Here is a 25,834-nt window from a genome sequence, read left to right on the forward strand (position 1 = left end):
CTGCAGGGGGGCGGCAGTCGCGCCCCCCCCCGCCCCCCCCCCCCCCCCCCCCCCCCCCCCCCCCCCCCCCCCCCCCTCACCCGCCGCTCGCGGCGCCGCCCCGTACCGTGGCGAGTTCGGCCTCGATCAGATCGGCTGCCCGGTCGGCGCCACCGGCGGCGCGGGCCTGCCGCTGCAGCTCGGCGCTGCGGGCCACCACGGCCGGGTCCGAGATGAGGGCGAGCAGCGTCTCGCGCAGCTCCGCGGCGGTGACGCCGGCCGAGTCGACGACCCGGGCGACGCCGAGGGCGGCCAACTGCTCGGCGTTCGCGAACTGGTCGGCCGCCTGCGGTACGGCGATCATCGGCGTGCCGCAGTAGAGACCTTCGCTGCTGCCGCCCATGCCGGCGTGGGTGACGAAGGCGTCCGCCTGCTCCAGTACGGCCAGCTGCGGCACCCACCGGTGCACCTCGACGCTGCTCGGGACGGGGCCGAGTTCGGCGGGATCGACGTGCTTGCCGATCTGGAGAACGGTGTGCCAGCCGGGCAGGTCACCGAACGCGGCGACGCAGCGGCGGTAGAAGTCGGGCTGCCGGGTGAAGGCGGAGCCGAGCGAGACGAGCAGCACCTTCCCGGCGTGCTCGGGTCGTACCCAGGAACCCTGGCCGGAGCGGTCGCCCAGCACCGGGCCGACGAAGCTGTAGACCGACCGGTCCACCCGGTCGGCGTTCGGCTGGAGCGCCTCCGGCGGCAGGACCAGGCTGCGCACCGGCCGTCCCTGGAACGCCATGCTGTCGGTGACCGACGAACCCTCGGCGGTCAACCATTCCGTGAACCGCCGGTAGTAGTCGGCGCCGCGCGGATCGGCCCGCATCGCCTCCACGGCGGGCGCCATCTCCTGCTCGTAGCCGTGCCAGGCGACGAACGTGGAGGAGAGCTGGACGGCCGGGATCCCCCACTGCTCGCCGAGCAGCCGGGCCGGCGCGCCGGCGATGTCGTAGAGGAACAGGTCCGGCCGGTCGTCGGCGTAGGCGGCCCGCAGCTGCGGCAGCATCGCGATCGCGTCGTCGAGGAAGAGCGTGAGCTGCGCGATCGGGTCGTCGATGTCGGCGCCGCCGTCGGCGGGCAGCGTCGAGGCGTACGGCTTCAACTCCGCGCCGGTGCGCTGGACGACCTCGGCGAAGGTGGGATCGTTGGCGTAGGTGACCCGGTGGCCGCGCCGAACGAGGGTACTAATGATCTCCAGGCTCGGGTTGACGTGGCCGTGGAACGGAATGCTGACCATGGCGATGTGCGGCACGTGATCTCCTGATCTCTGCTGAGACGAGACGTCCCGTCTCGCTTGCCCAAAAGCAGAGCACGGCGCGGCTGCGCCAGTCAAGACGATACGTCTCGTCTCGCTGTATGCTCGTGGCGTGACCCCGCAGCCCGCCCGCCGCAACGAGCAGTCCCGCCGCGCGATCCTCGCCGCCGCGCTGGAGCTGCTGACCGAGACCGGCTACCCGGCCCTGACCGTCGAGGCGATCGCCGCCCGCGCCGGAGTCGGCAAGCAGACCATCTACCGCTGGTGGCGCGGCAAGGGCGCGGTCATCCTCGACGCGCTCGCCGACGACATGCCGCAGGTCATCGCCCTGCCCGACACCGGTGACCTGCGGGCCGATCTGCGCCAGGTGCTCCGCGCCACCGTCGCCGAGTTCGCCGATCCTCGGCTGTCCGCCACCACCCGCGCCATCACCATCGAGACACTCGCCGACGAGGACCTGGGCGGCCAGGCGCGCGACAGGCTGCTCCGTCCCCAGCTGAACGCGGTCCGCGCCCGCCTGGAGGCCGCCCGCGAGGCCGGCCAGGTGCGCCCCGACGCCGCCCTGGACCAGGTGGTGGAGCTGCTGTTCGGCCCGCTCTACCACCGTTGGCTGCTGCGCAACGGCCCACTGACCGACGACTACGCCGACGGCATCGTCGACCTGGTCGTCGCCGCCGTCACCCCGTCAGCGCGCACCAGCGGCTAGCCACTCGTCTGCGGCCTATCCGGCGGCCAGTTCCTGCGACAGCCGATCGAGTCCGTCCCTTATCAGCTTTCCGTAGCCGTCGTCGCCGAGCGCGCCGATCCCCTCCCGGGCCCGCCGGAGGTGGTCCCGGGCCTGGTCGAGTTCGCCGAGCTTGCGGTGGCACTCCGCCAGGTTCAGATGCAGCGACGGATACAGACCGGCGACCGACATCGGCACCCCGGCCTGCGCGACCCGCTCGTCGGTGAGCAGGTCGGCCGCCGCGAGCGCCCGCCGGTCCCAGACAAGCTCCTGGCGTACGTCGTCCTGCACGTCAGCCATCGCGTGGGCGAGGACGCAGACGTGCAGGGGGTCACCCTGCTCCCCGCCGATCTCGTCCCAGATCCGGGCGAACAGGTCACGGGCATCCTCCCGCCGGCCGTGCTGGTGGTGCATCTGTACGCCGTCGTTGATCCGGGTCAGCGTCGCGTCGAACACCGTCGCCCTGCTCCCTTCGATCGGCTGCGGTGGCGTGATCGTACGCCGACAGCGCCCACGGAGCCTGCGCGCACATAACTGTCATTATGGTGCAGTGTCGATTCGTCCTGTTTGACCGCATGATTTAGCGGATTGCTGTTACCGGTAATCCGTTAAACAAGTCCCCGAGCGGGCTTGCCTCGGGGGCGAAGTTTGAAAGGATCGAGGCGTGCGCGCCGCGAACCGGAGATGGGGGCACGTCGCCCTGACCACCTGCCTGCTGCTCGCAGCCGCCGGGTGCACCAGCGAGGACGATGCGGAGCGACCTGAACCGGCCGCGTCGGATCCCGTCTCCCCCGGCGCGCAGGCCGCGCCGCTGCCACCACTTCCCGAGGGCGGGCAGAGCCTGCGGTGCGCCGATTCGATCGCCACGACACCGGAACCGGGTGAGGGGTACCGCGTCGTGGCTGACACCGTGGCGGTGTCGTCGACTGTGGTGCAGCCGAACGAGTCATCCGCTGGACGAGGGCCGACGCGTCTCTTCGCCAAATGGGGCCTGCTCGTACGGGTCGGAGCGGCCGTGGAGGTGCGGGTGGCGCCCGGCTGGGGAGATCGTGCCCGCATCGGGTGGGGCCCGGGCGCCGTCCCGACGACCACTGTGCAGGTGGAGGCGTGCCCCGCCGCGAACGCGTCGACCGCATGGTCGGTCTACACCGGCGGCACCTGGGTGGCGAGCCCGGCGTGCGTACCGCTGGTGATCCAGTCGCCCGGACGGCAGGTCGAGGTGCGCCTCGCGATCGGCGCCGCGTGCGACGAGAGCACCTAGCGTACGAACGGCCTGACGACCTCGAAGGGCTCCGGGAACCGTACGGCGATGCCACTCTCCCGGCTCTTGCGGTCGAGGAACGCCCTTGCCACGGCGAACCTGTCGAAGAACCTCGGCAGCGGCCGCAGCCCGCGGTCCAGGGAGACGAAGAAGTCGTCCCAGTGGATCGGCACGATCAGGCCGGGCCGGGTCGCGTCCACCACGTGCCGCCAGTAGTCGCTCTGGAACTGCTGCGGCTGCACCCCCAGGGCGCCGATCGCGAGGTAGAGGACGTCGACGTCGAGCCCGTCGAACCGGTGCGGCACGTAGTTGGCGCTCGGGTGGATCAGCAGCGAACCGCCGGGGTGGGTGATGAGGAACGAGAAGCACCCGCCGTCGCGGTACCTGCTCGCCCTGACCGGTGGGACGAGCGGTTCCTCGATCACACCGGGGAACCTGTTGCCCGGGCTGTGGTCGCCGGCGAACACGCGCACGGTGAACGCGCCGACGCGGTACTCCTCGCCGTCGGCGAGCCGGGTCATCGACTGCTCGCCGAGGCCCGCGCCGCGTCCCACGTTCAGAGTGGACTCGGAGCCGAACAGACGTCCCCCGAGGTGCTTCACCACCTCGGGGGCGTCCATGACGTGGTCGTAGTGGGAGTGGGAGACGAAGAGCGCGTCGAGACGGGTCACGCCGGACCGGGAGAGCGCGGCGGTGATCCGCCCGAGGTCGGGGGCCACGCGGCCCAGCGCGACGCGCAGCAGTGAGGGCCGGCTCAGGAAACCGTCGATCAGGATTCCGGAGCTGCCGTCGGACACGTGGACGGTCGAGGTGCCGAAGAAGACGGCTTCGACAGACGCCCCGCCCGAGCCCATGCGCCGATGGTAGTGCGCACGTCCTCGCGTCAGCTGCCGTCCGGCGCGGTGCCGCGGGTGCTGCGCAGGCTCCACGCGATCGACACCGCGATCGTCACCACGATCACGCCGAGGGTGACCGGGATGGGCAGCTTGCCGACCGGCGTCTCCGAGAGGATCAACTTCACGCCGGCGAAGGCGAGCAGGACGGCCAGGCCGTAGTGCAGGTGCACGAAGCGGCGCAGCAGCCCGGCGAGGCAGAAGTAGAGGCTGCGCAGGCCGAGGATGGCGAAGGCGTTGGCGGTCCAGACGATGAACGTGCTGGTGGTGATCGCCAGGATCGCGGCGACGCTGTCGACGGCGAAGATCAGGTCGGTGGCCTCCACCGCGATCAGGACCACGAACAGCAGAGTCGCGACCCGCTTCCCGTCGACCCGGGTGAAGAACCTGTCACCGTGGAAGGCCGGGTCGGTCGGAACGATCCGGCGGACCAGCCGGACGACCGGGTTGCGCTCCGGCGGGGTCTGCTCGCCGTGGCGGAACGCCATCTTGTAGCCGGTCCAGACGAGGAACGCGCCGAACACGTACGCGGTCCAGAAGAACGTCTCGAGCAGCTCGGCGCCGACGAAGATGAACACCAGCCGGAACACCAGAGCGCCGATCACCCCCCAGAACAGCACCTTGTGCTGGAACGCGGCGGGCACGGCGAAGGACGTGAAGATCAACGCGAAGACGAAGACGTTGTCGATCGACAGCGCCTTCTCGATCAGATAGCCGGCGTAGTAGGTGCCCGCCACGTCGCCGCCCTGCCAGACCCACAGGACGACGCCGAAGAGCAGACCGGCGGCGATCCAGATACCGGACCAGACCGCTGCCTCACGGAAGTCGATGACGTGGTTGTCGCGGTGCAGGAACAGGTCCACGGCGAGCATCGCCGCGATCGCCAGCATGAGGAGCGCCCAGATCCACCAGGACACGGACATGACGAAGGGAGGCCTCTCGTCCGGGCCGGCCCACCCGGGGTGCGCCGGCGCTGCTGGACGAAGGTCTCCCCGGGCCACCCGTCGCGGTGGCTGCATCGCCGGGATCCGGATGGGCCGGGCCCGTACTGACGGCGATACGTGGATCGTCGGGTACTCCCCCTCGAACTACGATCCAGTATTCACGAAGCACTGTTCGTACGTCAAGGCGTCCGCGCCATCGATAGGGTGACCCGATGGACGAAGATGCACGACTCCGGCACTCCTCGTCGTTCGGCGCGGCGGCCACCGCGTACGCCGAACACCGCCCGGACTACGCGCGGGCCGCCCTGCGCTGGGCGCTCGAACCCGCGCCCGGTGCGCGGGTGCTCGACCTCGGCGCGGGCACCGGCAAGCTCACCGCCACGCTGGCCGAGGTGCGCGACGACGTCACGGCCGTGGAGCCGGACCCGGCGATGCTCGCCGAACTCCGCCGCACCCTGCCTGGCGTACGCGCACTGCCCGGCAGCGCCGAGGCGATCCCGCTGCCGGACGCCTCCGTCGACGCCGTGGTCGCCGGCAACGCCATGCACTGGTTCGACATGGCAGTGGCCGGGCCGGAGATCGCCCGCGTCCTCGCGCCCGGCGGTGTCCTCGCCGGACTGTGGAACGTCGTGGACGACCGGGTCGACTGGGTCGCCGGACTCGCGGTGGTCAGCGGCAGCGCCGCCATCGGCCCCCGGGACACGCCCGCGAGCTGGCGCGCCGCGACAGCGACCATGCACCTGCCGAGGACCGGCGAGGCCCGGTTCGGCTCGCCCGAGCAGGCGGAGTTCCCGCACGGGCAGCGCCGTACCGCCGATTCGCTCGTGGCGACGCTCGCCACCCGGGCCGGGATGCTGGTCATGCCGGAACGGGAGCGCACCGAGACGCTCGACCGCATCCGCGCGTACCTGGCGAGCCGGCCGGAGACGGCCGACGGGGAGTTCACGCTGCCGATGCTCACCTGCGTACTGCGGGTACGGCGCAGGTGAACGGTGGGGACGTCCGGTCCGCCGCCGACGCGATGACCGCCGTGCTGCGGCCCGCCGCCGACCGGGACTGGACGGTACGCGCGGGAGACCTGGACTGGTCCTGCTGGACCACGGCCGCGCACATCGCGCACGACCTGGTCGCGTACGCCGGTCAGGTGTCCGGCCGGCCCGGCGGCGGCTATCTCCCGTTCGACCTGCGGGTACGCGCCGACGCCGCGCCGGCCGAGGTGCTCACCGTCGCGGCGGCCGCGGCCGGGATGCTCGCCGCCACCATCGACGCGGCGAGCCCGGACGACCGGGCGTGGCACTTCGGGCCGTGCGATCCGGGTGGTTTCGCCGCGATGGGCGTGGCCGAGATCCTGCTGCACACACACGACCTGACCCGAGGGCTCGACCTGGACTGGTCGCCGCCCGCTGGGCTGTGTGCGCGGGTGGTGCGCCGGTTGTTCCCCGACGCGCCGGACGGCGATCCGGCGCCGGTGCTGCTGTGGCTGACCGGTCGCGCGCCGCTCGGCGGCAGACCGCGGCGGACCGCGTGGACCTGGCAGGCTGCGCGTCACTGACGCGGTCTCAGCGGCGCCACCAGCGCCACCGACGGCGCGGGCGGGCCGAGGTGGCGTGCTGCGGCTCCGGTGCCGTGACGACCGGCGCGGCGCGTTCCCGGTCAGCGCGCCAGCGGCGGACCGCCTCCTCGACATTGACTGGGCGGACCACCACGCGTGGCCCGGTCGGGGTACGCAGCCAGGCCACCACCTCGGTGTTGAGCGCCGACACGTACGACCGGACGGCCTCCTCGGTCGGCAGGTCACGCAGCTCGGCCGGAAGTTGTTCGATGCGGCGGCGCAACTGCAGCGGCGTGGGCAGCAGCAGGTCGGACGGGATCTGCTCGCGCTCCATGAAGCTGCGGATCCACCAGCCCTCGTCGTAGGGCATGTCGCGCCCCGGAATGGGCTTGCCGGCACCCGGTAGGTTGTCGAACTCGCCACGCTCCTGGGCCGAGCGGATCTGCGCCTCGACCGCGGCCTCCCAGCCTGTCGTCACCGCCGTCACCTCCCGTACCCACGGTATCCGCCGCCGTCCGACAACGGTCAGCGTCGCGCGGCGCCGGACTGTTCCCGCGCGCCGGGACTGCGGCGTAGCGTGCCCCCGGGGGTGAAGGCGTGCGCGACTGGCTCATCGGACTCGCGGTGGCTGCGGCCTGTCTGGTCGGGAGCTGGGCGGTGCTGGTGCTGCTGGCCCGGCGCCTGCCGGCGGGGATCCTGCGTGATCTGGCCGCGTTCGTGCCCGACTGCGTGACAGCGGTACGACGGCTGCGCCGCGACCCGCGGGTGCCCCGCCGCGCCCGCGTCGCGATCGTGGTCGCCGGAATCTGGGTGGCCAGCCCGATCGACCTGATCCCGGAGTTCCTGCCGGTGATCGGCCCGCTCGACGACATCGTGGTGGTGGCGCTCGCGTTGCGCTACGCCGCCCGGCAGATGCCCCGGCAGGTGCTGCTCGACGCGTGGCCGGGCGAGCCACGGCTGCTGCTGCGCCTGCTCGGCCGCTGAAAGCAGCGGTGGACCGGCGTCACGGCAGGCGGCGGACGTGGCGGTGGCCGTCCCGGGGGAACGGCGGGCGGGCCGGCAGCACCTCGGCGAAGACGTACCCGCTCTTCTCCGCCACCCGGCAGGAGGCCGGGTTGTCGACCTGGTGCAGCAGCTCCAGGTGGGTCAGGCCGGTGGCGGCGAACCGGGCGAACGCCCACGCGGTAACCGCCTCCACCGCCCGTGGCGCGACTCCCCGGCCGCGTGCCGGCGCGGCCGTCCAGTAGCCGATCTCGGCGGACGGGCGTCCCGGGCGGACGTCCTTGAGGACCACGCAGGCCGCCACCCGGTCCTCCTCCAGCACCGCGAACATGAACCGGTGCCCGGCCGCCCAGCCCTGGTGGCTGCGCCGCAGGAACACCTGCGCCTGCGCCGGGCCGGTGACCGGATGCCTGGTCCAGGCGCGCAGCACCGGATCCCGGTACGCCTCGATCAGCGCGTCGGCGTCGCCGTCGCGCCACGGGCGCAGCAGCAGGGCGGGAGCGGTCGGGGTGGCCGGCGCGGACAGCACGATCGACATGCGGCAAGTATCACCGCCGCACGCCCGATCACGTGACCCGCGCAACACCCCACCGGGGCGCTACGGGCACCCGCGGACGGCGGCGACCGGCGTAGGGTCCGGTTCACGGTCGGCAACGGGGAGGCGACGTGGTCACTGTCGGCGCGGTCATGGGAATCGGTCTGGTGGCGCTCGGTCTGGTGCTCACACCCGGGCCGAACATGGTCTACCTGGTGTCCCGGTCGGTGACGCAGGGGCGGCGGGCCGGGCTGGTGTCGCTGCTCGGCGTGGCCGTCGGCTTCCTGGTCTACCTGGCCGCCGCGGTGGCCGGCATCGCCACCGTGTTCGTGCTGGTCCCGCCGCTGTACACGGCGGTGAAGCTGGCCGGCGCGGCGTACCTGCTGTGGCTGGCCTGGCGAACGCTGCGCCCGGGTGGCGCGTCGGCGTTCACCCCTGCGCCGCTGCCGCCGGACCGGCCCCGGCGCCTGTTCACCATGGGCCTGGTCACCAACCTGCTCAACCCGAAGATCGCCATCCTGTACGTGTCGCTGCTGCCGCAGTTCGTCGACCCGGCGCGCGGGCACGTGGCGGTGCAGAGTCTGCTGCTCGGCCTGACGCAGATCGTCGTGGCGCTGACCGTGAACGCGCTCATCGTGCTCAGCGCCGGCTCGGTGTCGGCGTTCCTGACCCGCCGTCCGGGCTGGGCACGCGTGCAGCGGTGGGTGATGGGCACGGTGCTGGCGGCGCTCGCGGTGCGGATCGCCGCCGACCGCTCCCGCGCCGCCGTCGCCACCCCCTGACCAGGGGTACGCGCCTCGGCAACCGCCGCCGTCCCACCACCAGTGCCTCGTCACGGGATCTCCTCGCGTACCACCGCCACGCCGCCCGGCGCCACCGTCAACTCGCCGTCGACGGTCGCGCCGGTCAGCAGGTCGAGCCCGGCGGCCGGCACCCGCTGCGGCCGGCCGGTGTGGTTGAGCAGGTAGAGCAGGCCGTCCTGGCGGCGTACCGCCTCGACGCCCGAGGGCGCGCCGGGACAGGCCGGGGCCACGCCGGCGAGCCCTGCCGCCTCGGTGAGCAGCCGCCGGTAGGTGTCGTCGTCGGGGCGGGTGGAGACGTACCAGGCGTACGCGTCACCGACCCGGTTCCGGGTGATCGCGGGCCGCCCGTCCAGCACTCCCCCCGCGTACGCGCTGATGGTCTCGGCGCCGGCCGGGTGCACCGTCTCGGACCAGATCCGGCCGGTCCCGCCCCCGCTCAGCGGCACGTGTTCGTCGTCGGCGAGGGAATGGAACTCCTCCACCCGCACCCCGAGCAGGTCCCGGTACGCGCCCGGGTAGCCACCGAGGCGTACCCGGGCGTGCTCGTCGGCGACGCCGCTGAGCCAGGTCACCAGCAGGTGCCCGCCGTCGTGGACGTGCCGGCGTACCCAGTCGACTGTGGCGTCCGAGGCCAGGTAGAGGGCGGGGAGCACGAGCAGCCGGCAACCGTCGAGCGGGACGCCGGGCGGCACCACGTCGGCGGTGACGCCCGCGTGCCACAGGGCCCGGTGCACGGCGGCCGCCTCGCCGGGGTGGTCGAGCCCGTCGCGGGGCATCCCCGGGTGCCGCAGCGCCCAGCCGCTCGCCGCGTCGTACGCGATGGCCACCCCAGCCTGGACGCGGCCCGGCGCGGTCCCGGCGAGCCGGCCCAGCGCGGCGCCCAGGTCGGCGGCCTCGCGGAACACGCGGGTATCCGCCCCGGCGTGCGACACCACTGCCGAGTGGAAGCGTTCCGCCCCACCGGCCGGTGCACGCCACTGGAAGAACATCACGCCGGCGGAGCCGCGCGCGACGTGGGCGAGGCTGTGCCGGGTCATCCGGCCGGGTTCCTTGGTGTGCATGCGCCCGGCGGTGTGGATCTGGTTGGGGGCGCTCTCCATCAGCAGCCACGGCACCGGCCGTCCGGCGCCGTGACGGGCCCAGCCGCGGGCCAGGTCGGCGGCGAACGCGGTCTGCTCCTCGGCGCCCAGGTCGGTGGCGGACGGGTAGTGGTCGATCGCGACCAGGTCGACCTCGCGCGCCCAGCGGGCGTGGTCGACAGGCACCCAGTCGCCGAGCACGTAGTTGGTGGTGACAGGTACCGCCGGGTTGGCCGCGCGCAGCAGGTCCCGCTGCTCGGTGTACGCGGACAGCAACGTGTCGGACCAGAAGCGGCGGAAGTCGAGCAGCTGGCCGGGGTTGGCGAGGTACTGGGTGGCGCGGGGCGTGCCGACCTGCGCCCAGTCGGAGTAGTGCTGGCTCCAGAAGCTGGTGACCCAGGCGTCGTTCAGCGCGTCGAGGTCGCCGTAGCGGGTGGCCAGCCAGCGGCGGAACGCCGCCTCGGTGTGCGGGCAGTGGCAGGTGGTGCCGTACTCGTTGTGCACGTGCCACAGCGCCAGCGCCGGGTGGTGCGCGTACCGGGCGGCGAGCACCTCGGCGATGCTCCGGGCGGCGGCCCGGTACGCGGGCGCGGCGGCGCAGTAGGTGTCTCGGCTGCCGTGGGTCAGGCGTACGCCGTCGGCGGTGACCGGCAGCGCGTCCGGGTGGCGCAGCGAGAACCACGGCGGCGGCGACGCGGTGGGGGTGGCCAGGGCGGCGCGGATGCCGGCCGCGTGGAGCAGGTCCAGCACGTCGTCGAGCCAGTCGAGCGTGTGGCGGCCGGGTTCGGGTTCCAGCCGGGACCAGGCGAACACGCCGACGGTGACGAGGTCGACCCCGGCGGCGCGCATCAGGGCGACGTCCTCGTGCCACACATCGGGCGGCCACTGTTCCGGGTTCCAGTCCCCGCCGTAGCAGAGCCGGCCGTCGTCCCACGGCGTTTTAGTTGGCATCCCGGCCAAAATAGGAACAGGTGAGAAGGAAAGTCAATGCCGTCGATCATTGACAGTTAGTTGGGCTTCCAAAGAAACTGGCGGGACCGCCCGTGGACGCCGCGAGGAGACGCCCATGCCGTACCGCCCGCCGCTGGTCCCGTACGAGACGTTCGTGGCCGACCCGCCCGACCTGCCGGTCCGCGCCCCCGGCGAGGAGGGCGCCGACGACGTGCTGCGGGGCGCTGTGGCAGCGACCGACGCGCACGGCGTCACGGTGACCGCGGCCTGCGCGTCCGGCCGCACGCTCGTCGCGCGCATCGAGGCCGCCGGAGACGGGATCATCCGGGTACGCCTCGCCGACGACCTCTCGGTCCGCAGCCGGTCCGCGGCCGCGCTGACGCTGGTCCACCCGCAACCGCACCCGGCAACGGTGACCGTGGCCGACGGGCACGTCCGGGTGGGTGCCGGCGGCGTGATCGCCGACCTGCGCCTGGACCCGTGGGAGCTGCGCTTCGTCACCCCCGACGGGCGGCTGCTGCTCGCCTCCGACGGCGGCACCCGGGACATCAGCGGCCGGCGTCGTACGCTGCCGCTCGGCCGCTCCACGTTCGACGGCGAGCCGGTCGCGTGGCACGAGAGCTTCGTGGCGCCGGGCGACGAACGGTTCGTCGGGTTCGGTGAGAAGTTCACGCCGCTGGACAAGCGCGGCCAGCGACCGCTGATGTGGAACTTCGACGCGTTCGGCGGCGAGTCCGACCGGTCGCACAAGAACGTGCCGTTCTACCTGTCCGACCGCGGCTACGGCCTGCTGGTCGACAGCGGACTGCCGGTGCAGTTCGACGTGTGCGCGAGCACCCACAGCAGCGTGCAGATCCTCGTCCCGGACGACCTGCTCGACTACTACGTGCTGGCCGGACCCACCCCGGAGCGGGTGCTCGACCGGCTCGACGCGCTGACCGGGCGGCCGTACCTGCCGCCGAGGTGGGCGTTCGGCGCGTGGATCTCGTCCGGCTTCTTCCCGGACAGCCAGCAGCGGGTGCTGGAGCGGGCCCGGCGCCTCCGCGAGCGGGACGTCCCCTGCGACGTGCTGCACCTGGACTGCTACTGGCAGGTCGCCGGGCACTGGTCGGACCTGCGCTGGGACGCCGACGCCTTCCCCGACCCGGACGGCATGCTCAAGGACCTCACCGAGCAGGGCTTCCGGGTGTGCCTGTGGATGAACCCGTACCTGATGACCGGCAGCCCGCTCTACGCCGAGGCCGAGGCCGCCGGGTACTTCCTGCGCCACCCCGACGGCGGCACGTACGTCGCCGACACCTGGCACGGCAGCTACCCGGCGGGCGCCATCGTGGACCTCACCAACCCGGCCGCGGTGCGCTGGTTCCAGGGCCTGCTGCGGCCGCTGCTGGCGCAGGGCGTCGCGGTGTTCAAGACCGACTTCGCCGAGGGCGTACCGGCCGACGCGGTCGCGCACAACGGCATGACCGGCGTGGAACTGCACAACGTGTACGCGCTGCTGTTCAACGACGCGGTCGCCGACGTCACCGAGGAGGTGGCCGGGCACCGCACGGTGTGGGCGCGCTCGTCGTACCTGGGCGGGCAGCGGCACAGCGCGCAGTGGAGCGGCGACGTCAACGCCACCTGGCCGGGCATGGCCAGCACGCTGCGCGGCGGCCTGTCCCACGGGCTGTCCGGGGTGCCGTTCTGGAGCCACGACACCGGCGGCTTCCACGGCACGCCCGAACCGGACCTGTACGTGCGCTGGACCCAGTTCGGCGCGCTCTCCCCGCTGGTGCGGCTGCACGGCACCACGAGCCGGCTGCCGTGGGAGTTCCCGCCCGAGGCGGAACGGCACGCGGTGGACGCGTTGCGGCTGCGTTACCGGCTGCTGCCGTACCTCTGGTCGGCGGCGGTGGCGAGCGCCCGTACCGGCGGCCCGATGATGCGGGCGCTGCTCGTCGACACCCCGGACGACCCGGCCGCCTGGACCGCCGACCTCCAGTACCGCCTCGGCCCCGACCTGCTGGTGGCACCGGTGCTCGACAGGTCCGGCGAACGCGCCGTCTACCTGCCGGCGGGCGACGACTGGCTGGACGCGTACACCGGGCAGCGGCACCCCGGCGGCGGGCACCTGCGGGTGCGCGTACCCATCGACCGGCTGCCGCTGTACGTGCGGCACGGCGCGCTGATCCCCACTGTGGCGCCGGCGGCGACGGTCGGTACCGGCCCCTTCCGGGACGTCACGCTGGTGGCCTGGGGCGGTGTCGACGGCGTGAGCGTGGTGCGGGACCCTGACGGCGACACCACGATCACCGCCGCACGCGACGGGGACACGCTGCGTGTACGCGTGGACGGGCCGCTGGACGTGCGGCGGGTCAGCGTGGTCGGGGAGGATCCGCCGCGCCGGGTGGTGCTCGGCGGCGAGCCGGTCCCGGTGACGCCGTTCGCGCCGTGGTTCGGCGGCGGAGACCGGCCGGCCGGAATCTCGCCCATTTAGTTTAAGCTGTAGCCGAACTCGGGCCGGGCGCAGGAGGCGGGCAGTACGTGATCAGCATCGACCGGCCGACGGCCGACCTCGGCGACGTGCGGGTGACCAACCGGGCCGCGGTGCTCCGGCACGTCCGCCGCCACGCCCCCTGCTCCCGGGCCGACGTCGCCGCGCGTACCGGGCTGAACAAGGCCACCGTCTCCAGCCTGGTCGCCGAGCTGATCGAGCACGGCCTGCTGCGCGAGACCGGGCTGACCGAGAACCGGGTGGGCCGCCCGGCCACCATGCTCGTGCTCGACGGCGCCCGCTACGCCGGGCTCGGCCTGCGCGTCGGCGCGGACGAACTGGTGGCGGTCGCCGCCGGGCTGGGCGGTGACCCGGTGCTCACGTGGCGGCGCGCGTTCCCCGCCGCCACCGCCGGTCCCGAGGAGACGGTCAAGGCGCTCGCCGCACTGGTCCGGCGGGCCGTCACCCGTATCGGCGCGGACCGCACCGTGCTCGGCCTGACCGTTGCCGTACCAGGGCTGGTCGACCCGGACGGCGACGTGCCGGCCGCCCCGGCGCTGGGCTGGCGCGGCGTGCCGCTTGCCGCGTCGGTGCGCCGCGCGCTGCGCGACAGGGGTTTCCCCGTCGCCGTCGACACCGAGGCCAACCTCGCCGCGCTGGCCGAGCGGCGGCACGGTCCGTACGCCGCCGCGACCGACCTGGTGCACCTCACCGGCGGCCCGGCGATCGGCGCGGGCCTGATCAGCGGCGGCCGGCTGCTGCGCGGCGGTCGCGGCTTCGCCGGCGACATCGGGCACCTGCCGCTGGCCGCTGGCGGCCCGCCCTGCGACTGCGGGCGACGCGGCTGCCTCACCGCGCTCCTCGGCGTGGACGCGGTGATCGGCCGGCTGCTACCGGACGCCGAGCCGGTCACCGACCACCTGCCGGAGATCGAACGGATCCAGGCCCTGGCCCGTGCCGGGGACGAGCCGGTACGGACCGGGCTCACCGAGATCGGCCGGCTGCTCGGGCAGGCGGCGTCGGTGCTGTCCGGGCTGCTCGACCCGGAGGTGGTGGTGGTCGGCGGCCACCTGGCGGCGCTCGCGCCGTGGCTGCTGCCGGCCGCCCACGCCGAACTCGCCGCCCGCACACCCGTCCCGCCCGGCGTACGGCTGGAGGCAAGCACGCTCGGGTCCGCGGCCGGCGCGCTGGGCGGGGCCACCGCCGCACTCGCCACAGTGGAGGCGGGACGCCTGCCCGCCGGATGACCCCTTGACCGCACCCGCCGGAAGGTGTCAACCTCGGTAGCGCCGCGTTCCGGGACCGGGCAACCTGCGAAGCGGCGTGTTTTTCGGCGATTGTCGAAGCGCTTCACCACCGCTCCGGGCCGACACCGCCGACCCCCACCACCCCTTTTTCGCGTACGCGCCGCCGCATCACCGGCTCGTCCGTCGAAGCGCTTCGACGAACGAGCGGCGGCCCGAACGCCGACCGGAGGCGCCCACCATGACCGACCCCGTCCCCCACCGTCTCGACGACCTGCTGGCCCGGCTCACCCTGCCGGAGAAGCTCGGCCTGCTGCACCAGTGGCAGGCGCCGGTGCCCCGGCTCGGCCTGCGCGCGTTCCGCACCGGCACCGAGGCGCTGCACGGCGTCGCGTGGCTCGGCACCGCCACCGTCTTCCCGCAGGCGATCGGCCTCGCCGCGAGCTGGAACCCGGACCTGATCCGGGCGGTCGGGTCCGCCGTCGGCGACGAGGTGCGGGTCAAGCACCGGGCCGACCCGGACCGCGTCGGCCTCAACGTGTGGGCACCGGTGGTCAACCCGCTGCGCGACCCCCGGTGGGGGCGCAACGAGGAGGGCTGGTCCGAGGACCCGTGGCTGACCGGCGAGCTGGCCACCGCGTACGCGCTGGGGCTGCGCGGCGACCACCCGATCCGGCTGCGGACCGCGCCGACGCTCAAGCACTTCCTCGGCTACAACAACGAGACCGACCGGGCCACCACGTCCAGCAACCTGCCGCCGCGGGTGCTGCACGAGTACGAACTGCCCGCCTTCCGCGCTCCCCTGGCGGCGGGCGCGGCGGTGGCGGTGATGGCGTCGTACAACCTGGTCGACGGCGTACCGGCGCACCTGAGCCCGCTGATCGAGGGTGAGCTGCGCGGCTACGCCGACGACGAGATCATGGTGGTCGGTGACGCCGGGGCGGTCGGCAACATCGCCGGCGTGCAGGAGTACCTACCCGACCACGTGGCCGGCTTCGCCGCCGCGCTGCGCGCCGGCATCGACAGCTTCACCGAGGACGACGAGGACAGCGCCCCCACAGTGGAACGGCTCACCGAGGCGCTGGCGCGCGGGCTGATCGAGCCCTCCCACGTGGACCGGGCGGTGCGGCGGATCCTGTCCGTCCGGTCGCGGCTTGGCGACCTGGCCCCGGACCCGCACGACGACGTGCCGCCGGACACGCTCGACAGCCTCGCCCACCGGGAACTCGCCCGCGAGGCCGCCCGCCAGTCGGTGGTGCTGCTGCACAACGACGGCCTGCTGCCGCTGCGCCCCGGCACCCGGGTCGCGGTGCTCGGCCCGCTCGCCGACACAGTGCTCACCGACTGGTACAGCGGCACCCCGCCGTACGTGATCAGCCTGCACGCGGGGCTGCTCGGGCGGCTGCCCGAGGTGACCACCCACCCCGGCACCGACCGGATCACCCTGCACGTCGGCGACCGGGCGGTACGCCACGACGACGAGGGCCCGCTGGCGCTCGGCGACAGCCCGGCCGAGTTCGACGTGGTCGACTGGGGGCAGGACGTGGTGGCGCTGCGCGCCGCGGACACCGGCCGGTACGTCGGCGCCGACGACACCGGGGCGCTCGTCGCCGACCGCGACGGGCCCGGCGGCTGGGTGGTACGCGAGACGTTCCGCCTGCACCACCGGCCCGACGGCACCGCGCTGCTGCACCACCTCGCCACCGGCCGGCACGTCGGCGTCGCACCTGACGGGCGGCTGAGCGTCGCCACCGGCGACCCGGCCGTGTTCACCGTGACGCTGCTCGCCGACGGAGCTGCCGCTGCCGCCGCACTCGCCGCCGCCGCCGACGTGGCCGTGGTGGTGCTCGGCAACCACCCGATGGTCAACGGCCGGGAGACCGAGGACCGGGCCGACCTGGCGCTGCCCACCGGCCAGGCCGATCTGCTGCGGGCCGTGCACGCCGCGAACCCGCGTACCGTGCTGGCGCTGACCAGCAGCTACCCGTACGCGGCAGGCTGGGCGCAGGAACACGTGCCGGCGGTGCTGTGGAGCGCCCACGGTGGACAGGAGCACGGCAACGGGCTCGCCGACGTGCTGCTCGGCGCCGCCGACCCGGGCGGGCGGCTCACCCAGACCTGGTACGCCGACGCCGCCGAACTGCCCGACCTGCTCGACTACGACGTCATCGGCGCCGACACCACCTACCTGTACCACCGAGGTGAGCCGCTGTACCCGTTCGGGCACGGGCTCAGCTACGCCACGTTCGACTACGCTGACCTCCGGTTGAGCACCGCCACGGCGCGTGCCGGCGAGGAGGTGGAGGTGAGCGTCGAGGTCACCAACACGGGCCGCCGCCCGGGCACCGAGGTCGTGCAGCTCTACACCCGGCAGCGGCGCTCCCGGGTCAAGCAGCCGCTGCGGCAGTTGCGCGACTTCGCCCGCGTCACGCTCGACCCGGGCTGCGCCGCCCGGGTGACGCTGCGGCTGCGTACCGCCGATCTGGCCTGGTGGGACGAGACCCGCGCCGCGATGGTGGTGGAGGACGCCGTCCATTCCGTGCTGGTCGGCCGGTCCGCGCGCGACATCCGGCTGGCCGGCACGCTCGCCGTCACCGGCGGCGACGCCACGGCCGAGCCCGCGGGCACCAGCTTCGGGGCGGCCCGGTGACCGGCCGGACCCCCGGCGAGCAGGTCACCATCGCCGACGTGGCCCGCCACGCCGGGGTGGCCGCCAGCACCGTGTCGTACGTGCTCAGCGGCAAACGCACCATCTCGGCCACCACCCGCAGCCGGGTGCTCGCCAGCGTCCGCGCGCTCGGCTACCACCCGCACGCCGGGGCCCGCGCGCTGGCCAGCCGCAAGGCCAACGTGATCGCGCTGGTGCTGCCGCTGCGTACCGGCATGCAGGTGCCGGTGGTGATGCGTTTCGCCACCGCAGTGGTCACCACCGCCCGCAGCTACGACCACGACGTGCTGCTGGTCACCGCCGACGAGGGGCCGGCCGGGCTGCACCGCATCGCCGGCAGCGCACTCGTCGACGGCGTGCTGCTGATGGACGTGGAGCTGGAGGACTCCCGGGTGCCGCTGCTGCGGGACCTGGCGCTGCCGGGTGTCCTGATCGGGCACCCCGCCGACAGCACCGGGCTGGCCTGCGTGGACCTCGACTTCCGGCGCGCGGGCGAGCTGTGCGTGGAACACCTGGCCGCCGCCGGGCACCGGCGCATCGCGCTGCTCGGCGCGCCCGCCGCGGTCTACGACCGGGGCACCGGGTTCGCCCACCGCACCCGCGCCGGGGTACGCGCCGCCGCCGAGCGGCTCGGCGTCGACGCGGTGACCCGGCCCTGCGAGGAGGGACCGGCCGCGGTGCGCCGCAATCTGGAGGCGCTGCTCGCCGACCACCCGGACGTGACCGGGCTGGTCGTGCAGAACGAGTCGGCGGTCGGGCCGGTGCTCGCCACGCTGCCCCTGCTGGGCCGGCGGGTGCCCCGCGACGTGTCGGTGGTCGCGATCTGCCCGGACGAGCTGGCCGAGCAGTCCGGGCTCACCTGCGTACCGGTGCCCGCCGAGGAGGTCGGCCGGCAGGCGGTGGCGCTGCTCATGCGGCGGTTGAGCGGCGAGGGAGTGCCGGAGGTGACGTTGCTGGAACCGCACCTCACCGTGCGGGACACCAGCGCCGGCCAGTGACTGCGCACGGCATCCACGACACCGCGCCGGCAGGCGACTGGACGGACGCCTTCCTCACCGGCAACGGCGAGCTGGGACTCATGGTCCACGGGCGGCCGCACGCGGAACGGATCGTGGTGAACCACCACCGGCTCGTCCTGCCCAACGGCACCCGGCACGCGCGTGCGCCGGAGCTGGCCGGCCGGATGCCGCACATCCGCGCACTGGTGCTCGCCGGACGCCGTGCCGAGGCCGCCCGGCTGCTCACCGGCGGCCGTGAGCTGGAGTGGACCCAGTCGTTCCACCCCGGGTACGCGCTCACCGTCGATTCCGCGCCCGGACCGGTGCGCGACTACCGGCGCGACACCGACTTCACCACCGGCGAGGTGACCGTCGAGTGGTCGGGCGGGTGGCGGCGCTGCTTCGCCTCCCGCGCCGACGGTGTCGCGGTGCTGCACCTCGACCAGGGCGACTGCGTCGTCGGGGCGACGGGTGAGCTGCCCGGCCGACCGGCCGACGTGGTGTACGAGCGCGCCGCGTACCGCCGCGACGGGCTGGTGTTCCTGCGGATACGCGCCCGCTACCCGCACGCCGGCGGCGCGTACGGGTTCGAAGGACTGACGTTGCTGCGTGGCGACGTGAGCGTCGACGGCGACCGGGTGCGGGTACGCGGACCGGCGCTGCTCACCACGCTCGTCGACCGGCCCGACGCGCCGCCGTGGCGGACCCGGGTTGCGGAGCGGCGGCTCGCCGCGCTGGCCGGGGACTACAACGCGCTGCTGGCCCGGCACGTACCTCGCCATCGTGGTCCGTACACCCGGGTCGGCCTGGACCTCGGCGTGCCGGATGCCGACCGGGCGCTACCAGTGGGTGAGCTGCTGGCCCGGCAGGCCGACGCGCCGGACCGGCTGGACCCGGCGCTGCTGGAACGGTTGTTCCACGTCGGCCGGTACCTGCTGTTCAGCGCCAGCGGGGTGCTGCCGCCCCGGCTGACCGGGCTGTGGCTGGGCTCGTGGGACGCGGCGTGGGCCGGCGACTTCACCACCGACGCGAACCTCAACCTGCAACTGGCCGGTGCGAACGTGGGCGCGCTGCCGGAGGTGACAGCCGCGCACGCCCGGCTGGTCGCCGCCCAGGTGGACCACTGGCGTGCCAACGCGCGGGCCGTGTACGGGGCACGCGGGTTGCTGGCGCCCAGCCGCACCGACGGTGAGCACGGGCACCTGTTCCACGTCCACCCGGACTGGCCGTTCACCGCGTGGCTGGCCGGCGCGGACTGGCTGCTGCATCCGCTGCACGAACATCACCTGGTCACCGGTGAGCCGCTGGGCGAGGTGGCCGGCTGGCTGGCCGAGGTGGCGGACTTCTTCGCGGACGTGCTGACCGCTGTGGACGGGCGGCCGGTGCTGGTGCCGTCGTACTCGCCGGAGACCGGCCCGTACGACGACACCGGCCGGACCGCGCCGGTCGCGGTGAACGCCACGATGGACGTCGCGGCGGCCCGGCACGCGCTGCGGCTGGCCGCCGAGGTCACAGGCGACGACCGGTGGGCCGGGATACGGCCGCCGGACTACCTGGTGGACGGGCGCGGCGCGCTCGCCGAGTGGGCGTGGCCCGGCAGCACCGGCGACGAGGACCACCGGCACGTCAGCCACCTGTACCCGGTGTGGCCGCTGCACGAGATCGACAGGGACGACACTCCGGAGCTGGCCGCCGCCGCGCACCGGGCGCTGACGCTGCGCGGCGACGAGAACCGGTCCGCGCACGGCAGCCTGCACCGGGCGCTCGCGGCGGCCCGGCTACGGGACGGTGAGCTGGTCGCGGTGAACCTGCGCAAGATCCTCGGCGCGGACATGTTCTTCCGGTCGCTGATGAGCGCGCACAACCCGGGCCGGACCACGTACAACGCCGACGCCGCGCACGCGCTCCCGGCGGTGCTGATCGAGTCGCTGGTGCAGTCGCGCCCGGGAACGCTGCGGCTGCTCCCCGCGCCGCTGCCCGGCCTGCCCTCGGGCGCGCTGCGCGGGGTCACCTGCCGGGGCCGGGTCACCGTCGAGGAGCTGACCTGGGCGCCGGGGCGGGTGCGGGCGCGGCTGGTGTCGCCGGTGGCGCAACGCGTGGTGGTGCACGCGCCCGGCGGCCACCGTGCGGTGGATCTGGCCCCGGACCGGGCGTACGAGGTGGCGTTCGGCTAGAGGTTGTCGGGCTGGTGCAGCGCCGGGTGGCTCTCGCCCGGTGCGGCGTACCACGGCGGGGCCTCGTCGGTGAGCGCGGTGCCGATCCGCAGCCGCGCCCAGTCGTCCAGGTCGGGCAGCGCGTCCGGCGCGAACCAGGCCACCGCCAGCGACTCGTCGCCGTCGGCCGCGGGCGCCCCGCCGACCGCCCGGCAGCGGAACCAGATGTTCAGGTATTCGCAGGCGTCGCCGTTGGGGTAGACCACCGGGTGGGTGGCGACACCGGCGAGCCGGTCGATCGCCACCTTGACGCCGGTCTCCTCGTGGACCTCCCCGCACCAGCGCGTCGGCCGGCTGCTCGCCCGGGTCGACGGTGCCCGCCGGGACCGACCAGCGGCCGTTGTCGCCCCGGCGGGCCAGCAGCACCCGTCCCGCGTCGTCGGTGACCACGCCGCTGACGCCGTACAGCATGAGCAGGTCGTGGCCGACGTGGCGGCGCAGCCGGGCGATGTAGGGCGAGACGGCCATGCCGAGCAGGCTACCGGCGGTCCTGCCGGTGCCGCCGGACCATGCCCTCGGCCAGCGCCGCACCGTCCAGGTCACCGGCGGCCAGCCGTGCGGCGACGGTACGGCGCACCATCCGGTCCGCGAGGGCCGGTGCGTGCCGGGCCAGCGCCAGTTCGATCCGGCCGCGCCGGGTGGTGGCCACGTCCCGTGGCGCGCGCCGGGCGGTGGCGGCGCGCAGGATCGCCGCCACCACCCCCTCGACCGGTTCCGGGCGGGACACGCCGCTCAGCGACAGCCCGGCCGCCACGGTGCTGTCGTGGATCGGGGAGGCGACCATGCTCGGGTAGACGACGCTGACGCCGACGTGGGTGCCGACCTCGTGGCGCAGCGCGTCGGCGTACGCGACGAGCGCCCGCTTGCTGACGCCGTACGCGGCTGCGAGGGGCAGCGGCAGCACCGCCATCCGGCTGGCCACGAAGATCACCCGGCCGCGGGCCGCCTCCAGGGCCGGCATCGCGGCGGCGGTGGTGCGCCAGGCGGCGAGCAGGTTCACCTCGATCTGGCGGCGTACCACCTCGTCCGGCGGCAGCTCGGCGGGCGCGGGCCCGCCCACCCCGGCGTTGTTGATCAGCAGGTCCAGCCCGCCGAGCCGGTCGACCGCGGCGGCCACCGCCGGTGGCGTCGCGGCCGGGTCGGTCAGGTCGACGCCGAGCACCGGCGGTGTGGCGTCGAGGTCGGCGTGCAGGTCCAGCCCGACCACGTGGGCGCCGGCGGCGGTCAGCGCCGCGCCCAGGTGCTGCCCGAACGTGCCCCGGGCGCCGGTGACCAGCACCCGCCGCCCGGCCAGAGCGCCTGCTCCGGCGGCCGGGTTCCGGCCTGCCGCGCTCATCGTCCCGCTCCGGCGCGGCGCCGGCCGGCGGCCAGTTCGCGGCCCAGTTCGGCCAGGTAGACGTCGAAGTCGACGCGCATGTGCGGGCGGCGCTGCCCCCACCGGGCGGTGGCGGCGCGCAGCTCCTCGCGGCAGGCGGCGGCCTGCCGGGCCGCATCCGGTGGCGCCCAGGTGCCGGCCAGGCGCGCGGCCACCAGCCGGGCCTGCGCCTCGACCAGGGGGAACGCCGCGCCGGTGGACTGCATGAGCCCGACGAACGCCAGGCCGGGTGCGTCCAGGTGGAACACGTGCCGGTACAGCGGCAGCCGGTCGGCGCCGTCGCCGAGCAGCGCCGGGTCGAGGAACGGCATCTCGACCCGGTAGCCGGTGCACCAGACGACCAGGTCGACATCGTCGTGGCGGCCGTCGGTGAACTCGACCCGGTCACCGTCGAAGCGGGCGATGCCGGGCCGGGCCTGGATGTCACCGTGGGTGAGCCGGGACAGCAGCGCGTCGGACAGCGTCGGGTGGTCCTGGAGGAAACCGTGCGCCGGTGCTGGCAGGCCGTACCGGGTGGGTGGCCCGACCGCTGTGGTGATCATGGTCTGGCTGATCCGCTGGCGCAGCCGCCAGGGCAGCCGGCGGGCCAGCGCGCCGTTGAGCGTGTCCGACGGGCGGCCGAGCAGGTACTTGGGCACCACCCACACGCCGCGGCGCAGCGACAGCAGCGTCCGCGCGGCGGCGTACGAGGCGTCGACGGCGATGTCCATGGCGGAGTTGCCGCCGCCGACCACGAGGACCCGGCGCCCGGCGAGCTGTTCCGGGCCGCGGTAGTCGTGGCTGTGCATCTGCTCGGCGGTGCACTCGCCCGGGTACGGCTCGGGTCGCTTCGGCACCCGGTTGTGCCCGTTGGCGACCACCACCGCCTCGACGTCGACAGCGACCGGGCCGTCCGGGCCGGTGGCGCGTACCCGCCAGCCGTCGCCGGTGCGGGTGACCCGGTCGACGGTGTGCCGCAGCCGTACCGCCTCGCGCAGCCCGAACCGGTCGGCGTAGTCGCCGAGGTAGCCGGCGACGCGGGTGTGGTCGGGGTAGTCCGGCCAGTCGGCGGGCATCGGGTGGTCGGCGAACTCGGTGCGCCCCTTGCTGGTGTTCAGGTGCAGCGTGCGGTACGCGGGCGAGCCGGGTGCGCCGTACACCCAGAGGCCGCCGAGCGTGTCGGCCGTCTCGAACGCGACGGCCGGGACGTCGGCGTCGGCGAGCGCCTTGAGTGTGGCCAGGCCGGCGGCTCCGGCGCCGACGACAGCGACCCTGGGTGTGGCCATACCCGCCTCCTTAATCCAACGACCGATGGATAATCCCCGGAGTGCGGGCCTGCGTCAAGGCCGGGTGTCTCCCGGGCCGCCGGCGTACAGCGCGTCGAGGAACCGGTGCACGAACGCCCGGAACTCCCGTCGCTCCCGCGCACCTGAGCCGGCCCCGGCGGCGAGCGCCACCACGTGCCCGTGCACCGCCCAGACCAGGGAACGCACCGTCACGTGCGGGGTCGGCTCACTCAGCGCGCCCGCTCCGGACGCCGCCACCAGCAGTTCCTCGACCAGCCCGTACAGCGGGGCGGCGTAGCGGCGGTCCAGTTCGCCGTGGCGCTGCGGCTCCAGCCAGCGGCGCAGCCACAGCGCTGTGGTCTCCGGCCGGTCCTCCAGGAAGTCGACGAACACGTCCAGCAGGTCGTGCAGCGCCCGCAGCGCGTCCTGCGGGCCCGCTGCCAGGGCCGCCCGGGCGCGTTCCCCGGCCGCCTCGACGACCTCCCGCTCGGCGCTGAACACCCGGGCGAAGCAGGCGTCGTAGAGCTGCGCCTTGGTGCCGGTGTGGTGCACGACGGTGGCCGCGTCCACGCCCGCCGCGGCGGCGACGTCGCGGACGCTCACCGCGTCGAAGCCCCGCTCGGCGAACAACGCGGTGGCGGCGGCGAGCACCAGGTCACGGGTGGGCCGCTGGTCGTCGCGCCGGGGCCGGCCCGGTCGGCGGCGGGGCATGGTCATCCGGCCATTGTTACCCCTACAATCCAGCAACCGTTGGATTGGGGGCGGCATGCCCCGAGGACAGGAGACCGCCATGACCGGGCTGGATCAGCGCTCCGACGCGGTCACCCTGCCGCGCGGCCCGCTCGTCGGGTTCGCCACCGGCTCGCTCGGCATGGGCGTCTGGGTCACCGTGCCCGGGCTGCTGCTGCTCTACTTCCTGACCGACGTGCTGGCCGTCGCGCCGTGGCTCGCCGGGCTCACGCTGCTGCTGCCGAAGATCGCCGATGTGCTGCTGCACCCGTGGATCGGGCACCGCTGCGACGTCGAGCAGGCCCGCCGGGGCCACCGCCGCCGGCTGCTGCTGGCCGGATGTGTGCTGCCGCTGGCGTTCGCCGCGCTGTTCGCGGTGCCCGGCGGCCTCACCGGCGCCGCCGCGGCCGGCTGGGTGGCGGTGTTCTTCGTCGCCGGCAACCTGCTGTTCGCCGCGTACCAGGTGCCCTACCTGGCGACCCCGGCGGACCTGCGGATCGGCTACCACGAGCGGACCCGGCTGATGGCGTTCCGGATGGTGGTGCTGACGCTCGGCATCCTGGTCTCCGGACTGCTCGCGCCGCTGCTGGCCGGCGGCGACGACGCCACCCGCGACGGTTACCTGCGGATGGGCGTGGTGCTGGCGGCCGGGATGCTCGCCGCGATGCTGGTCGGCGTCGCCGGGATCGGCCGGTTGCGCCGTACCGCCGCCGACACGGCCCCGCCGCACGGCCCGGGCGGGTGGCGGGCGCTGGCGGCGAGCCTGCGGGACCGGCAGTTCCGCTGGCTGGTCGGCGCGTACCTGGCCATGTCCACCACCACCCACCTGGTGCTCGCCGGGGTGCCCTACTACGCCGAGTACGAGCTGGGCCGCCCCGGACTCACCACGGTGCTGGTGGCCGCGTTCGTCGCACCGGCGCTGCTCGTCACGCCGGGCTGGCTGGCGGTGGCGCGGCGGATCGGCAAGCAACGCGCCCTGCTCGCCGGGCAGGCCGCGTTCGCCGCCGGGTCGCTGGTGCTGGCGATCGGCCGCCCCGCCGGGCTGCCGGTGCTGGTGGCCGCCGTGGCGGTGCTCGGGGTGGCGTTCGCCGGCATGCAACTGCTGCCGTTCTCGATGCTGCCCGACGTGATCCGCGCGGCCGGCGGCACCGAGCGGGCCGGCACGTACACCGGGGTGTGGACCGCCACCGAGGCCACCGGCGCCGCGCTGGGCCCCTACGCGTACGCGCTGTGCCTCGCCGCCGGCGGGTTCGTGGCCTCCACCGCCGGGCAGAGCGTGACCCAGTCCCCGGCCGCGCTGGACGCGCTGCGCTACGGCTTCGGGCTGCTGCCCGCCGCCGTGATGGTGGTCGCGGTGCTGCTGCAACGCCGCTACACCCTCGACGGCGCGGCCCGCGCGGACGCGGCCCACTAGACTTCGCCCCCGATGGACGCCGAGCCCGCCACCGACACCCGACCCTGCGCCCACTGCGGACGCGACGTGCCGCAGCGCGTCGGCGCGGGCCGCCCGTTCCGCTACTGCCGGGACAACGACGGCGCCTGCCAGCGGGCCGCCCGCAACTCGCGGATGCGCCACCGCAACTCCCCCGGCCTGCCCGGGCAGGTGGCGCGCACCTGGGAGGCGGTGGACCGGCTCGACCAGATCGTGGAGACGCTCACCGAGGCGCTGCACGCCGAACTGTCCCCTGCGGGTGTGGAGCGGCAGCTCGCCGACCTGCGCGCGGAGACGTCCGCGCAGGTCGCGGCGGCGCACGCCGAACGCGACGAGGCCCGCCGTGAGGCCGAGGACGCGACCGCGGCGGCAGCCCGCGACCGGCAGCAGGCCCACGCCGCGTACGCC

General features: G+C 74.5%; 23 protein-coding genes and 2 pseudogenes. 13 read left to right on the forward strand and 12 right to left on the reverse strand.

Annotated features, from left to right (window positions below; translation table 11 throughout):
* Positions 1–76: 76 nt before the first annotated feature.
* Positions 77–1,264, reverse strand: coding sequence for a macrolide family glycosyltransferase (locus AC2CHG_RS18100; RefSeq protein ID WP_484525200.1), 1,188 nt, complete (start codon positions 1,262–1,264; stop codon positions 77–79).
* Positions 1,265–1,394: 130 nt separating this feature from the next.
* Between AC2CHG_RS18100 and AC2CHG_RS18105 the strand changes: the two genes are divergently transcribed.
* Positions 1,395–1,988 (forward strand): TetR/AcrR family transcriptional regulator, encoded by a 594-nt coding sequence (locus AC2CHG_RS18105; RefSeq protein WP_484525186.1) that lies wholly within the window; start codon positions 1,395–1,397, stop codon positions 1,986–1,988.
* 15 nt (positions 1,989–2,003) lie between these two features.
* On the opposite strand, the gene AC2CHG_RS18110 is transcribed toward AC2CHG_RS18105, so the two are convergent.
* Positions 2,004–2,462 carry a tetratricopeptide repeat protein gene (locus AC2CHG_RS18110; RefSeq protein WP_484525187.1) on the reverse strand — a complete coding sequence of 153 codons (459 nt, stop codon included), beginning with the start codon at positions 2,460–2,462 and terminating at the stop codon, positions 2,004–2,006.
* A gap of 208 nt (positions 2,463–2,670) precedes the next feature.
* On the opposite strand from AC2CHG_RS18110, the gene AC2CHG_RS18115 reads away from it, so the two are divergent.
* Positions 2,671–3,267, forward strand: a complete 597-nt coding sequence (locus tag AC2CHG_RS18115) for a hypothetical protein (RefSeq protein ID WP_262016311.1) — start codon at positions 2,671–2,673, stop codon at positions 3,265–3,267.
* Here the strand turns inward: AC2CHG_RS18115 and AC2CHG_RS18120 are convergent.
* The gene (locus AC2CHG_RS18120; protein ID WP_484525188.1) at positions 3,264–4,121 is read right to left on the reverse strand and encodes an MBL fold metallo-hydrolase; all 858 of its coding nucleotides are present in this window, start codon (positions 4,119–4,121) and stop codon (positions 3,264–3,266) included. The two genes, AC2CHG_RS18115 and AC2CHG_RS18120, sit on opposite strands and share 4 nt — an antisense overlap.
* Positions 4,122–4,150: 29 nt before the next feature.
* Complete coding sequence (locus AC2CHG_RS18125) at positions 4,151–5,083, reverse strand: TerC family protein (protein WP_484525189.1); 933 nt, start codon at positions 5,081–5,083, stop codon at positions 4,151–4,153.
* A gap of 233 nt (positions 5,084–5,316) precedes the next feature.
* Here AC2CHG_RS18125 and AC2CHG_RS18130 point away from each other — a divergent pair, with 233 nt between their 5' ends.
* Positions 5,317–6,093: a class I SAM-dependent methyltransferase gene (locus AC2CHG_RS18130; protein WP_484525190.1), complete on the forward strand. Its 777-nt coding sequence runs from the start codon at positions 5,317–5,319 to the stop codon at positions 6,091–6,093.
* Positions 6,090–6,656 (forward strand): maleylpyruvate isomerase N-terminal domain-containing protein, encoded by a 567-nt coding sequence (locus AC2CHG_RS18135; RefSeq protein WP_262016307.1) that lies wholly within the window; start codon positions 6,090–6,092, stop codon positions 6,654–6,656. The genes AC2CHG_RS18130 and AC2CHG_RS18135 overlap by 4 nt, the downstream gene beginning before the upstream one ends.
* 7 nt (positions 6,657–6,663) lie before the next feature.
* Here the strand turns inward: AC2CHG_RS18135 and AC2CHG_RS18140 are convergent, their stop codons facing one another.
* Positions 6,664–7,134 carry a DnaJ family domain-containing protein gene (locus AC2CHG_RS18140; protein WP_484525191.1) on the reverse strand — a complete coding sequence of 157 codons (471 nt, stop codon included), beginning with the start codon at positions 7,132–7,134 and terminating at the stop codon, positions 6,664–6,666.
* A 119-nt stretch (positions 7,135–7,253) separates the two neighbouring features.
* On the opposite strand from AC2CHG_RS18140, the gene AC2CHG_RS18145 reads away from it, so the two are divergent.
* The gene (locus AC2CHG_RS18145) at positions 7,254–7,640 is read left to right on the forward strand and encodes a YkvA family protein (protein WP_318336359.1); all 387 of its coding nucleotides are present in this window, start codon (positions 7,254–7,256) and stop codon (positions 7,638–7,640) included.
* 19 nt (positions 7,641–7,659) lie between these two features.
* Here AC2CHG_RS18145 and AC2CHG_RS18150 read toward each other — a convergent pair whose 3' ends face one another.
* Positions 7,660–8,196, reverse strand: coding sequence for a GNAT family N-acetyltransferase (locus AC2CHG_RS18150; protein ID WP_366623617.1), 537 nt, complete (start codon positions 8,194–8,196; stop codon positions 7,660–7,662).
* 128 nt (positions 8,197–8,324) lie between these two features.
* On the opposite strand from AC2CHG_RS18150, the gene AC2CHG_RS18155 reads away from it, so the two are divergent.
* Positions 8,325–8,975, forward strand: coding sequence for a LysE family translocator (locus tag AC2CHG_RS18155; protein WP_396882989.1), 651 nt, complete (start codon positions 8,325–8,327; stop codon positions 8,973–8,975).
* A gap of 50 nt (positions 8,976–9,025) precedes the next feature.
* Here the strand turns inward: AC2CHG_RS18155 and AC2CHG_RS18160 are convergent, their stop codons facing one another.
* On the reverse strand, positions 9,026–11,026 hold the full coding sequence (locus AC2CHG_RS18160; RefSeq protein WP_484525192.1) for a beta-galactosidase: 2,001 nt from the start codon (positions 11,024–11,026) through the stop codon (positions 9,026–9,028).
* 115 nt (positions 11,027–11,141) lie between these two features.
* On the opposite strand from AC2CHG_RS18160, the gene AC2CHG_RS18165 reads away from it, so the two are divergent.
* The 5 genes from AC2CHG_RS18165 (at position 11,142) to AC2CHG_RS18185 (ending at position 20,586) form a co-directional block, all read left to right on the forward strand.
* Positions 11,142–13,505, forward strand: a complete 2,364-nt coding sequence (locus AC2CHG_RS18165; protein WP_484525193.1) for a TIM-barrel domain-containing protein — start codon at positions 11,142–11,144, stop codon at positions 13,503–13,505.
* A gap of 47 nt (positions 13,506–13,552) precedes the next feature.
* A complete protein-coding gene (locus tag AC2CHG_RS18170; RefSeq protein WP_484525194.1) occupies positions 13,553–14,749 on the forward strand; it encodes an ROK family transcriptional regulator in 1,197 nt (398 codons plus the stop codon).
* 238 nt (positions 14,750–14,987) lie between these two features.
* Positions 14,988–17,396 (forward strand): beta-glucosidase, encoded by a 2,409-nt coding sequence (locus tag AC2CHG_RS18175; protein WP_484525195.1) that lies wholly within the window; start codon positions 14,988–14,990, stop codon positions 17,394–17,396.
* Positions 17,393–18,412 (forward strand): LacI family DNA-binding transcriptional regulator, encoded by a 1,020-nt coding sequence (locus AC2CHG_RS18180; RefSeq protein WP_366623625.1) that lies wholly within the window; start codon positions 17,393–17,395, stop codon positions 18,410–18,412. The genes AC2CHG_RS18175 and AC2CHG_RS18180 overlap by 4 nt, the downstream gene beginning before the upstream one ends.
* Positions 18,409–20,586 carry a glycoside hydrolase family 95 protein gene (locus AC2CHG_RS18185; protein ID WP_484525196.1) on the forward strand — a complete coding sequence of 726 codons (2,178 nt, stop codon included), beginning with the start codon at positions 18,409–18,411 and terminating at the stop codon, positions 20,584–20,586. The genes AC2CHG_RS18180 and AC2CHG_RS18185 overlap by 4 nt, the downstream gene beginning before the upstream one ends.
* Here the strand turns inward: AC2CHG_RS18185 and AC2CHG_RS18190 are convergent.
* The 5 genes and pseudogenes from AC2CHG_RS18190 to AC2CHG_RS18210 form a co-directional block, all read right to left on the reverse strand.
* Positions 20,583–20,870 carry an NUDIX hydrolase gene (locus tag AC2CHG_RS18190; protein WP_484525197.1) on the reverse strand — a complete coding sequence of 96 codons (288 nt, stop codon included), beginning with the start codon at positions 20,868–20,870 and terminating at the stop codon, positions 20,583–20,585. The genes AC2CHG_RS18185 and AC2CHG_RS18190 overlap by 4 nt on opposite strands.
* Positions 20,871–20,958: 88 nt before the next feature.
* Positions 20,959–21,093 (reverse strand): annotated as a pseudogene (locus tag AC2CHG_RS18195) (NUDIX hydrolase); the annotation flags it as partial.
* Between the two features lie 10 nt (positions 21,094–21,103).
* Positions 21,104–21,961: an SDR family NAD(P)-dependent oxidoreductase gene (locus tag AC2CHG_RS18200; RefSeq protein ID WP_484525198.1), complete on the reverse strand. Its 858-nt coding sequence runs from the start codon at positions 21,959–21,961 to the stop codon at positions 21,104–21,106.
* Positions 21,958–23,265, reverse strand: a complete 1,308-nt coding sequence (locus tag AC2CHG_RS18205; RefSeq protein ID WP_484525199.1) for a flavin-containing monooxygenase — start codon at positions 23,263–23,265, stop codon at positions 21,958–21,960. The genes AC2CHG_RS18200 and AC2CHG_RS18205 overlap by 4 nt, the downstream gene beginning before the upstream one ends.
* Before the next feature lie 54 nt (positions 23,266–23,319).
* The gene (locus tag AC2CHG_RS18210) at positions 23,320–23,982 is read right to left on the reverse strand and encodes a TetR/AcrR family transcriptional regulator (protein WP_410054972.1); all 663 of its coding nucleotides are present in this window, start codon (positions 23,980–23,982) and stop codon (positions 23,320–23,322) included.
* Positions 23,983–24,055: 73 nt separating this feature from the next.
* Between AC2CHG_RS18210 and AC2CHG_RS18215 the strand changes: the two genes are divergently transcribed.
* Positions 24,056–25,408 (forward strand): MFS transporter, encoded by a 1,353-nt coding sequence (locus tag AC2CHG_RS18215; protein ID WP_262016205.1) that lies wholly within the window; start codon positions 24,056–24,058, stop codon positions 25,406–25,408.
* Between the two features lie 12 nt (positions 25,409–25,420).
* Positions 25,421–25,834: pseudogene (locus AC2CHG_RS18220) on the forward strand (hypothetical protein); the annotation flags it as partial.

The organism is Micromonospora sp. ATLC20, assembly GCF_057196585.1.

Coding starts and splice junctions, on each gene's coding strand:
- AC2CHG_RS18130 (WP_484525190.1), top strand. CDS start 5,317: ATGGACGAAGATGCACGACTCCGGCACTCCTCGTCGTTCGGCGCGGCG.
- AC2CHG_RS18160 (WP_484525192.1), bottom strand. CDS start 11,026: ATGCCAACTAAAACGCCGTGGGACGACGGCCGGCTCTGCTACGGCGGG.
- AC2CHG_RS18200 (WP_484525198.1), bottom strand. CDS start 21,961: ATGAGCGCGGCAGGCCGGAACCCGGCCGCCGGAGCAGGCGCTCTGGCC.
- AC2CHG_RS18125 (WP_484525189.1), bottom strand. CDS start 5,083: ATGTCCGTGTCCTGGTGGATCTGGGCGCTCCTCATGCTGGCGATCGCG.
- AC2CHG_RS18215 (WP_262016205.1), top strand. CDS start 24,056: ATGACCGGGCTGGATCAGCGCTCCGACGCGGTCACCCTGCCGCGCGGC.
- AC2CHG_RS18150 (WP_366623617.1), bottom strand. CDS start 8,196: ATGTCGATCGTGCTGTCCGCGCCGGCCACCCCGACCGCTCCCGCCCTG.
- AC2CHG_RS18210 (WP_410054972.1), bottom strand. CDS start 23,982: ATGACCATGCCCCGCCGCCGACCGGGCCGGCCCCGGCGCGACGACCAG.
- AC2CHG_RS18175 (WP_484525195.1), top strand. CDS start 14,988: ATGACCGACCCCGTCCCCCACCGTCTCGACGACCTGCTGGCCCGGCTC.
- AC2CHG_RS18120 (WP_484525188.1), bottom strand. CDS start 4,121: ATGGGCTCGGGCGGGGCGTCTGTCGAAGCCGTCTTCTTCGGCACCTCG.
- AC2CHG_RS18165 (WP_484525193.1), top strand. CDS start 11,142: ATGCCGTACCGCCCGCCGCTGGTCCCGTACGAGACGTTCGTGGCCGAC.
- AC2CHG_RS18205 (WP_484525199.1), bottom strand. CDS start 23,265: ATGGCCACACCCAGGGTCGCTGTCGTCGGCGCCGGAGCCGCCGGCCTG.
- AC2CHG_RS18100 (WP_484525200.1), bottom strand. CDS start 1,264: ATGGTCAGCATTCCGTTCCACGGCCACGTCAACCCGAGCCTGGAGATC.